The 8,957-nt window shown below is 64.9% G+C and carries 8 protein-coding genes (1 of these 8 cut by a window edge); 4 read left to right on the forward strand and 4 right to left on the reverse strand.

Annotation, left to right across the window (positions count from 1 at the left end; translation table 11 throughout):
• Nucleotides 1-27 precede the first annotated feature (27 nt).
• From ACTTAG_RS03115 to ACTTAG_RS03130, 4 genes are all read right to left on the reverse strand, one after another.
• A complete protein-coding gene (locus ACTTAG_RS03115; protein ID WP_444464148.1) occupies nucleotides 28-1,086 on the reverse strand; it encodes an ABC transporter permease in 1,059 nt (352 codons plus the stop codon).
• Nucleotides 1,083-2,618: a sugar ABC transporter ATP-binding protein gene (locus ACTTAG_RS03120; RefSeq protein WP_444464149.1), complete on the reverse strand. Its 1,536-nt coding sequence runs from the start codon at nucleotides 2,616-2,618 to the stop codon at nucleotides 1,083-1,085. Before ACTTAG_RS03120 ends, ACTTAG_RS03115 begins: the two co-directional genes overlap by 4 nt.
• Entirely contained in the window at nucleotides 2,615-3,250 is a 636-nt protein-coding gene (locus ACTTAG_RS03125) for a DUF2291 family protein (protein ID WP_444464150.1), read from the reverse strand. The genes ACTTAG_RS03120 and ACTTAG_RS03125 overlap by 4 nt, the downstream gene beginning before the upstream one ends.
• A 75-nt stretch (nucleotides 3,251-3,325) precedes the next feature.
• Nucleotides 3,326-4,267 carry a D-ribose ABC transporter substrate-binding protein gene (locus tag ACTTAG_RS03130; protein WP_444464151.1) on the reverse strand — a complete coding sequence of 314 codons (942 nt, stop codon included), beginning with the start codon at nucleotides 4,265-4,267 and terminating at the stop codon, nucleotides 3,326-3,328.
• 353 nt (nucleotides 4,268-4,620) lie between these two features.
• Here ACTTAG_RS03130 and ACTTAG_RS03135 point away from each other — a divergent pair, with 353 nt between their 5' ends.
• The 4 genes in view from ACTTAG_RS03135 to ACTTAG_RS03150 are tightly spaced (at most 11 nt apart) and all read left to right on the forward strand, a layout consistent with a single transcriptional unit that may run on beyond the window.
• The gene (locus tag ACTTAG_RS03135) at nucleotides 4,621-6,087 is read left to right on the forward strand and encodes an L-fucose/L-arabinose isomerase family protein (protein ID WP_444464152.1); all 1,467 of its coding nucleotides are present in this window, start codon (nucleotides 4,621-4,623) and stop codon (nucleotides 6,085-6,087) included.
• Between the two features lie 11 nt (nucleotides 6,088-6,098).
• A complete protein-coding gene (locus tag ACTTAG_RS03140) occupies nucleotides 6,099-6,923 on the forward strand; it encodes a transketolase (protein WP_444464153.1) in 825 nt (274 codons plus the stop codon).
• Nucleotides 6,923-7,885, forward strand: a complete 963-nt coding sequence (locus ACTTAG_RS03145) for a transketolase family protein (protein WP_444464154.1) — start codon at nucleotides 6,923-6,925, stop codon at nucleotides 7,883-7,885. Before ACTTAG_RS03140 ends, ACTTAG_RS03145 begins: the two co-directional genes overlap by 1 nt.
• A protein-coding gene (locus ACTTAG_RS03150) for an FGGY-family carbohydrate kinase (RefSeq protein ID WP_444464155.1) crosses the window boundary here: on the forward strand, nucleotides 7,882-8,957 show its 5' portion. Its footprint extends 388 nt past the window's final position; the window shows 1,076 of its 1,464 coding nt (coding positions 1-1,076); its start codon is at nucleotides 7,882-7,884; its stop codon lies off the right edge, out of view. The genes ACTTAG_RS03145 and ACTTAG_RS03150 overlap by 4 nt, the downstream gene beginning before the upstream one ends.

Genomic DNA, 8,957 nt, shown 5'->3' on the forward strand with positions numbered 1-8,957 from the left:
GGGCAGGGCCGGTCAACGGCCCATTCGTCACCGGCCCAGCGCCGCCTCCTGCTGCAGCGCCACACGGGCCTGCAGCCGACTTTGCGCCTGGTCGATGACGACAGCGGCGACGATCACCAGACCCTTGATCACGGTTTGCCAGAACGAGGACACGCTCATCATCACAAGCCCATCCGACAGGATCGAGATCACGAAGGCGCCGACGATGGTGCCGCCGATCTTGCCGCGCCCGCCCGAAAGCGAGGTGCCGCCCAGAACCGCTGCCGCGATGGCGTTCAGTTCAAACGTCTCGCCCGTCGCCGGATGGGCGGCTTGCAGTTGCGAGGCGATGATCAGCCCGACGATGGCGGCGCAAAAGCCCGAGAACATGTAGACGAAAAGCTTGACCCGGTTGACCTTGACGCCCGAGAGCGCCGCCCCGCGTTCATTGCCGCCTACCGCGTAGATATGACGGCCCAAGGGCGTGCGCTTGGCGATATAGGCGGCCACAAGCCCCACCGCGATCAGCATCCAGATCTGCACCGGCAGGCCGAGAAAATCGCCCGCGCCGATCGCCGGGAAACTGTCCGAGCCATAGTCCGGATTGCCCGAGAGGTTCGGGAAGGTCCGCCCGCCCGAAGACAGAAGCGCCGCGCCGCGGGCGATGTAGAGCGTACCCAGCGTCGCGATGAAGGGGGCGACGTTCAGCTTGGTGATCAGCACCCCGTTGATGAACCCGACGAAAATCCCGACGCACATCACCAGAAGGGCAATTTCGATGGTGTTGAAGTGCATCGTGCCCATGGCACCAAGGTCGATGCCGTAAAGGATCAGCCAGCCCGAGACCATGGCGCAAAGCCCCACGGTCGAGCCCACCGAGAGGTCGATGCCGCCGGTGATGATGACAAAGGTCATGCCGATGGCCAGATAGGCGGTCAGCGCGGCATGTTTCGCCACGATCACGCTGTTGGCGACCGACAGGAAATTCGGCGCCATCAGGGCGAAGAAGCCGAAGACAAGGATCAGCGCCAGATAGGTCCGGGCCTGCAAAAGCGTGAGCAGCAGCGAAGATCCTTGCGCTTGCTTGGGGGCGGGGGCGGCACTCATGCGGCGATGTCCTTCGAATTTTGCGCGTTGGGCGTGGTGGCCGAGATCACCTTCGCGGCTTCGGTGCCGGAGGGGAACTCGCCGGTGACGCGGCCTTGCGCCATGACGATGATGCGGTCGGAAAGGGCCAGGACCTCGTCGAGATCCGAGGTCACGAAGAGAATGCCCAGACCCTCGGCGGCCAGACGGCGCATGGTGCGGAAGACCTCGGCCTTGGCGCCGATGTCGATCCCGCGACTGGGCTCGTCCATCAGCAGCACCTTCGGCCCGGTCATCAGCGCCTTGCCGATCACCACCTTTTGCTGGTTGCCGCCCGAGAGCGACGAGACCGGGTTTTCCGGGCTCGCCACCTTGATCGTGAGCCGCTTGATGAACTCAAGCGCGGTCTGCGCCTCGCGTTTCAGGTCCAGATCGAAGAGCCGGGTGAAGCTGGGCAGCGACGACAGCGTCAGGTTTTCCCGGATCGCCATGATCTGGATCAGCCCGTCGCGCTTGCGGTCTTCGGGGATCAGCGCGATGCCGCGGGCGATCCGGCCGGGCACGTCGCGCTCGGTGAGCGGCTTGCCCTCGACCCAGAACTTGCCGCCCGAATGCGGGTGCTGCGCCATCACGCATTCCAGAAATTCCGACCGGCCCGCGCCCATCAGCCCGTAAAGCCCGACGATCTCGCCCGCGCGAATGGACAGCGAGACGTGATCGACGGTGAAGCCACCGCCCATGCGGGGCAGGGTGATGTTTTCGGCGCGAAAGATCTCGGGGCCGAAACTGGCGACTTCGGAACGGCCGTATTCCTTGGAACTCGACCCGATCATCGCCTGCACGATCCACGGAATGTCGACGCCTTCCATGCTGCGCGCGCCGGTGATGGTGCCATCGCGCAGGACGGTGATGTAATCGCCGACGCGGATCAGCTCTTCGAGCCGGTGGGAGATATAGACGATGCCGACGCCCTGCGCCTTCAGTTCGGCGATGACGCGGAACAGCACCTCGACCTCGGCCGCCGACAGCGCCGAGGTGGGTTCGTCGAGGATCAGGATGCGGGCGTTCTGTGCCAGCGCCTTGGCGATTTCCACGATCTGCTGTTGCCCGATGCGCAGGTTGCCCAAGGGCGTCTCGGGGTGGATGTTCTGTTCAAGCCGCTCCATCAGCACCCGCGTCGCGCGCCGATGCGCCTCCACGTCGATGTCGATCCCGCCGCGGGTGGTTTCATGGCCGATGAAGATGTTTTCCGCCACTGTCAGGTTCGGAAACAGGTTCAGCTCCTGAAACACGATGCCGATCCCCGCCGCCACCGCATCGGCTTTGGTGCGAAAGCGCATCTCGCGCCCGTCCATGGTGATCGTGCCTTCGGTCATGTCCTCGACCCCGGCGATCAGCTTCATCAGCGTCGATTTGCCGGCGCCGTTTTCGCCCACCAGCACATTCACCGCGCCCATGCGCAGATCGAAATCCACGCCCTTGAGCGCGCGGGTGCCGGGGTAAACCTTGACGCCGCCGCGCATCTTCAGTCCGATCGGATGCTGTTCCGTCATGGCAGCACCGTCAGCGCGGTGGGGGTGACCAGCCATTTGTCGGTGGCGGTGCGCAAGGACAAGACGCCGGTAAAGGCGACGGTCTTGCCGGTCGGGTCTTCGGCGGGCACGGTCAGCCCCGCCGCGGCGCGGTCGTTCAGCGCCCGGCCCAGCTTGCCGAATTCCATCTGGTCGCGGAAGGCGGTGAAATCATAAATCTTCGGCGCCACATCGCGCAGGGCATTGCCCTTGATCACCGGGCCCAGCTGCAACGTCAGATCGGCCGCGCCGTCGCCATCGGTATCGAGTTCAAGCAGCCGCGCCCGCGAGGCCAGCTCGGCCTTGATCACCTTGCCCTGATCGCGCAGCGCAAAATTCCAGGGCGAGCCGGTGCCCGCGCCGCGTGCGCCATGGGCGGCACCGGCGGCATCCAGCCCGGCGGTCAGCCGGGCGCGCAGATCGGCCACGGTCTGCGCCTGCGCCGCGATCTGCGGCAACAGCTGGCTGTCATAGCTTTCGGCCAGAAGGTTGGCGATGCGCGCATCGTCGCCGCTGGCATCGGCCGCGGGGGCGGCGTCGGTCTCGGCCGTTTTCGGCACGATCTTGCAGCCCGAAAGCGCCAGGGCCGAAGCCAGGCACAGGGCCGTCAACATAAAGGATTTCATCGCCGTGGATCCCTGAGACTCCGGCGCGCCGAGGGATATCGGCGCGCCGGGAAGGTGATGCGGTCAGTTCGACAGCGCGAAGGTTTCAAGCTTCGCCGCATTGTCGGCGTTGATCAGTTCGCAATCCATCAGCTGCTTTTCGTCAACGCCGGTCGAGCCGGTTTTCAGATATTTGTCGGCCTGTTCGACCGCCATCTGCGCCTGCGCATAGGCCGGTTGCAGCACCGTGGCCTTGATCCCGCCCTTGAGGATCGAGTCGCGCACGTCGTTCGACCCGTCAAAGCCGACCACGACCACATCGGTCCGCCCCGCGGCTTCCAGCGCGGCCCAGGCGCCCATCGCCATCGTGTCGTTGCCCGAGATCACGCCCTTGATTTCCGGATGCGCCTGCAGCATCGATTCCATCACGGTGTAGGCTTCGGTCTGCGACCAGTTCGCGGTCTGGCTCGCCACCAGTTTCAGGTCCGGATACTGGTCGATGATGTCGTGATAGCCCTGCGAGCGGATCCCCGCATTGGTGTCGGATTCCTTGCCCAGAAGCTCGGCATATTCGCCCTTTTCGCCCATCAGCTTGACGAATTCCTCGCCGCCCAGCTGCGCGCCCTGATAGTTGTTCGACACGATCTGGCTGACCGCGATCCCCGAGGCGGTGATTTCGCGGTCGATCAGGAACGAGGGGATGCCCGCATCCTTGGCCTTTTGCACCGCGGCAACGGTCGCATCGGCACCGGCATTGTCGAGGATGATCGCCTTGACGCCCGCGGCGATGGCGCTGTCAAAGAGTTCCGATTGCTTGTTGGCGTCGTCGTCATGCACCAGAACCATGGTGTCATAGCCCAGTTCCTTGGCCTTGGCCGCCGCCCCGTCGGCTTCGGCCTTGAAGAACGGGTTGTCGTGGCTGGGCGTGATGATGGCGATCGTATCCGCCGCGGCCGCAAAGGCGGGCATCATCCCGGACATGGCGACGGCAAAAACCGACACCAGAAGGCGTCTCTTCACGTTCATGGGTATCCTCCGTTGTCGCGCGCCCCCCGACCGGGGGCGACTCCCCGGCTGTGATCCTGCGCCCGGGCTTCGATTGCCGTCAAGTATTTTCGTTTCGCTTTCGATTATTTCGTTTGCCTGCGTTCCAATCACATTCTTGGCCCTGAATGTTTGCGACCATTGCGGCATCGCGGCGCGGTTTTCTGCAAATGCACAAGAAACTCAGCGGGTTGGAATGTTTCTCTTTGGCGCATCCCGGGGATTGCGTCAAAGCGGCGACTCGTATTAAAACGAAGCAATCGAAAGTAATCGAAAGCAACCCGCGGGGCGTGCAGGTCGGGCGCAGCGGGGCAGCGAATGTCGGGAGGAGAGACATGAGCCAGCATATCCACCGCAAGGTCACGCTGGGCGTGGTGATCGGCAGCCGCGCCTTTTTCAGCCCCGCGCCCTGCAAGGATGCGCGCGACGAGGTGCTGGCGCAGCTGGCCCGGCTGGGCGTCAACGCGGTGATCCTGCCCTATGAGGCGACGGCGAATGGCGCGGTGCAGTCGATTGCCGATGCCGAGCTTTATGCGAAACATTTCAAGGCGCATCGCGACGAGATCGACGGTCTGGTGATCTGCCTGCCGAATTTCGGCGATGAAATCGCCATCGCCGAACTGGTCAACCGCGCGAAGCTGAATGTGCCGATCCTGCTGCAGGCGTCGAACGACGAGATTGGCAAGGTCGATGTGCATTCGCGCCGCGACGCCTTTTGCGGCAAGTTCTCGGTCGCCAACAATTTCTGGCAATACGGTGTGCCCTTCACCGAAACCACCACGCATACTTGCGACACCTGGGGCGAGGAATTCGGCGCTGACCTTGAGCGCTTCGCCCGCATCTGCCGCACCGTGCGGGGGCTGCGCAACGCCCGCATCGGCGCCATCGGCGCGCGGACAAGCCCGTTCCAGACCATGCGCTTTTCCGAAAAGCTCTTGCAGGCGAGCGGCATGACCGTGGTCACCGCCGATCTGTCGGAGCTTTTGCAACAGGCGGGCGCGATTGACGACGCAGACCCGGATCTGGCGGCGAAGATGGTCAAGCTGAAGGCCTATGGCAAGATCCCGGCGCATATCCAGCCCGGGCAGATCCTGAAGCAGGCGAAATGGACCCTCGCGGTCAATCGCTGGATTGAAGAGAACGGCTGCGATGCCTCGGCCATTCAATGCTGGCGGTCTTTGCAGGACAATTTCGGCTGCGCCACCTGTGTGACGATGTCGATGATGGGCGAGGAGCTGATGCCCTCGGCCTGCGAGGTGGACGTGATCGGCGCGGTCTCGATGTATGCCCTTGCCTTGGCTTCGGGCCAGCCTTCGGCGCTGCTCGATTGGAACAACAACTACGGCGGCGAGCCCGACAAATGCGTCTGCACCCATTGCGGCAACTATCCGAAGAGCTTCATCGGGGATGTGCCGGAAATCGGCGAGCTTGACGTTCTGGGCGAGACCATCGGGCGGTCGAAATGCTTCGGTGCGGTCAAGGGCAAGGTGAAGGCCGGTCCGATGACCTATTTCCGGCTCTCGACCGATGACCGCAACGGCACGATGAAATGCTATCTGGGGCAGGGGGATTTCACCGATGACCCGTTCGGGATGGATGGCGGCATCGCCGTCGCCCATGTGCCCCATCTGCGCAAGCTGATGAAATTCGTCAGCCACAACGGCTTTGAACACCACGTTGCAATGGTGCGCGGCCATGTGGCCGATGTGCTGAACGAGGCCGTGGTCCGCTACCTTGGCTGGCCGATCTACCACCACGGGGGCGAACCCGAGCCGCAGCTCTTCACCCCCCACCGTTTCTGACAGAGGACGCCATGACCCCGAAACCCGAAACCCTGGACCGCATTCGCGCGAAGGCGCTCTGGATGCGCCGGACCGCGTTTGCCATGGTGCACAAGGCGCAGCTTGGCCATCTTGGCGGCGATTTCTCTGCCATCGACATTCTGGCGACGCTTTATTTCGGGGTGATGCGCCATGACGCGACCCGCCCCGACTGGGCCGACCGGGACCGGTTCATCATGTCCAAAGGCCATGCGACGGGCGCGCTTTACACCGCGCTTTGTGCGGCGGGCTATTTCCCCGAAGACTGGTTGCAGACCTACATGCAGCCGCGGTCGAAGCTGAACGGGCACCCGAACCGCAACTATCTGCCGGGGATCGAGACCAACACCGGGCCGCTTGGCCACGGTTTCCCGGTGGCCACCGGCATTGCGATTGCGGGGCAGCTGACCGGGGCGGAGTATCGCACCTTCGTTCTGACCGGCGACGGCGAACAGCAGGAAGGCTCGAACTGGGAAGCGGCGATGACGGCAGGCTTCCGCAAGCTTGAAAACCTGACGCTGATCATCGACCGCAACCGGCTGCAGCAGGGGCAATCGACCGAGGAGACCTCGGGGATGGAACCGCTGGACGAGAGATACCGCGCCTTCGGCTTTGAGGTGGCGGTGGTCGATGGCCACGATCTGGGCGCGCTTTTGGATGTGCTTTCGGCTTCGCCGAAGGGGCGGGGCAAGCCCTTGTGCGTGATCGCCAATACGGTCAAGGGTAAGGGCGTGTCCTTCATGGAAAATCAGGCGAAATGGCACCATGCGGTGCCCGATGACGCGCAATTCGCGCAAGCGATGAAGGAGCTGGTGTGATGTCGCATTCTGCACCGATCAAGGCGGGTCTCGCCGATTGCCGCAATGCCTGGGTGGAGACGCTCGAAGCCTTGGCGGCCGAGGATGAGCGCATCGTTGCCGTGGTGAATGACTCGGTCGGCTCGTCGAAGCTGAACGGGTTTCAGAAGAAATTCCCCGATCGGCTGATCAATGTCGGCATTGCCGAACAGTTGATGGTGGGCGTGGCCGCCGGGCTGGCGAATGGGGGGCGCATCCCCTTTGTCTCGGCGGCCTCGTGCTTCCTGACCGGCCGGTCGCTGGAACAGGTCAAGGCCGATGTGGCCTATGCCGGGTTCAACGTGAAGCTGGTGGGCCAATCCTCGGGCGTGGCTTACGGCGAATTGGGCGCGACGCACCATTCGATCGAGGATTTCGCCTGGCTGCGAGTGCTGACGCCGATCACCACCATCGCCCCGGCCGATGCCTGGGAAACGGCGCAGGCGGTGAAATGGGCGGCGGAGCATGAAGGTCCGGTCTATCTGCGGCTCTCGCGCATGCCGGTGCCGGATCTGGATCTTCCGGGCCGCAAGTTCACCCCCGGCAAGGCCGAAGTGGTGCGCAAGGGCTCGGATGTCACGGTGATCGCCTGCGGCACGACGGTGCATCTGGCGGCGGAAGCGGCGGACAAGCTCTCGGACAAGGGCCTTTCGGTAAGGGTTCTGAACATGGCCACGATCAATCCCATCGACGTCGAGGCCATTCTGGCCGCGGCCCGCGAAACCGGCGCCATCGTCACGGTCGAGGAAGCCTCGGTCCGCGGGGGCCTGGGCGGTGCCGTGGCGGAGATCACCGCGGGCGACTGCCCGGTGCCGGTCGAGCGGCTGGGCTTTCCGGGCTTCGTGCCCACCGGCTCGACCGAATGGCTATTCGAGGAATACGGGCTTTCCGTCGCGGGCATCTCGGCCGCGGTGCGCAAGGTTCTGGCGCGGGTGACAAAATGAGCGCGCTGCGGGTTCTGGCCATTGATCAGGGCACGACGAACACCAAGGTTCTGGTGGTCGCGGGCGACGGATCGGTGCTGGCCCGCGCCGCGGCCCCGCTGGTGACGCATTACCCGCAATCCGGCTGGGCGGAGCAATCGGCCGAGGCGCTCTGGGCCTCGGTTCAGGGCGCGATCGCAACGGCTTTGGCCGCGGCCCCGGGCCCGATCGACGCCATCGCGATCGCGAACCAGCGCGAGACGCTGGTGCTGTGGGATGCGCTGACCCATCAGCCGCTGTGCCCGGCGATGATCTGGCAATGCCGCCGCACGGCCGAAGATTGCGCCACGCTGGCGGCGACGGGCATCGGCCCGGTGGTCGCGGCGGCGACGGGGCTTGGGCTGAACCCGCTCTTTCCGGCGACGAAACTGGCCTGGGCGTTGCGCAACATCCCCGCCGTGGCGGCGGCGCAGGCGCAGGGGCGGCTGCGGGCGGGGACGGTCGATGCCTGGCTTTTGTGGAACCTGACCGGCGGCGCGGTGCATGCGACCGATCATTCGAACGCCTCGCGCACGCTTTTGTTCGATACCCGGACCCTGCGCTTCTCGCCCGAGCTGGCGGCGATCTTTGCCGTGCCGATGGCCTGCCTGCCGCAGCCCTTGCCCTCGGACAGCCTGTTTGGCGTGACCGCCGCGGGGGTGACGGCGCTGCCCGCGGGCGTGCCCATTCACGCGATGATGGGCGACAGCCATGCCGCGCTTTACGGCCATGGCGTGCGCAGCCCCGGCGCGGTGAAGGCGACCTATGGCACGGGGTCGTCGCTGATGACGCTGACGCCTGCGCGCGTCACCTCGCGCCACGGGCTTTCCGGCACCATCGGCTGGACGGATCGGCAGGGCACGGCCTATGCGCTGGAAGGCAATATCACCGTTTCCGCGCAGGCCGCGGCCTTCATGGCGAAGCTTTTGGGGCTCGCGGATGCCCGGGCGCTCTCCGATCTGGCGCAGACCGTTCCCGATGCGGGGGGCGTGACCTTTGTGCCGGCGCTGGCGGGCCTTGGGGCGCCGCATTGGAACGATGCCGCGCGCGGCAC

Source organism: Rhodobacter capsulatus (assembly GCF_052363185.1).
GTDB lineage: Bacteria > Pseudomonadota > Alphaproteobacteria > Rhodobacterales > Rhodobacteraceae > Rhodobacter > Rhodobacter capsulatus_E.

Bases quoted from the DNA above. Each gene is read 5' to 3' on its own strand.
- ACTTAG_RS03120 (WP_444464149.1), bottom strand. From the start codon at position 2,618: ATGACGGAACAGCATCCGATCGGACTGAAGATGCGCGGCGGCGTCAAG.
- ACTTAG_RS03140 (WP_444464153.1), top strand. From the start codon at position 6,099: ATGACCCCGAAACCCGAAACCCTGGACCGCATTCGCGCGAAGGCGCTC.
- ACTTAG_RS03145 (WP_444464154.1), top strand. From the start codon at position 6,923: ATGTCGCATTCTGCACCGATCAAGGCGGGTCTCGCCGATTGCCGCAAT.
- ACTTAG_RS03135 (WP_444464152.1), top strand. From the start codon at position 4,621: ATGAGCCAGCATATCCACCGCAAGGTCACGCTGGGCGTGGTGATCGGC.
- ACTTAG_RS03130 (WP_444464151.1), bottom strand. From the start codon at position 4,267: ATGAACGTGAAGAGACGCCTTCTGGTGTCGGTTTTTGCCGTCGCCATG.
- ACTTAG_RS03115 (WP_444464148.1), bottom strand. From the start codon at position 1,086: ATGAGTGCCGCCCCCGCCCCCAAGCAAGCGCAAGGATCTTCGCTGCTG.
- ACTTAG_RS03125 (WP_444464150.1), bottom strand. From the start codon at position 3,250: ATGTTGACGGCCCTGTGCCTGGCTTCGGCCCTGGCGCTTTCGGGCTGC.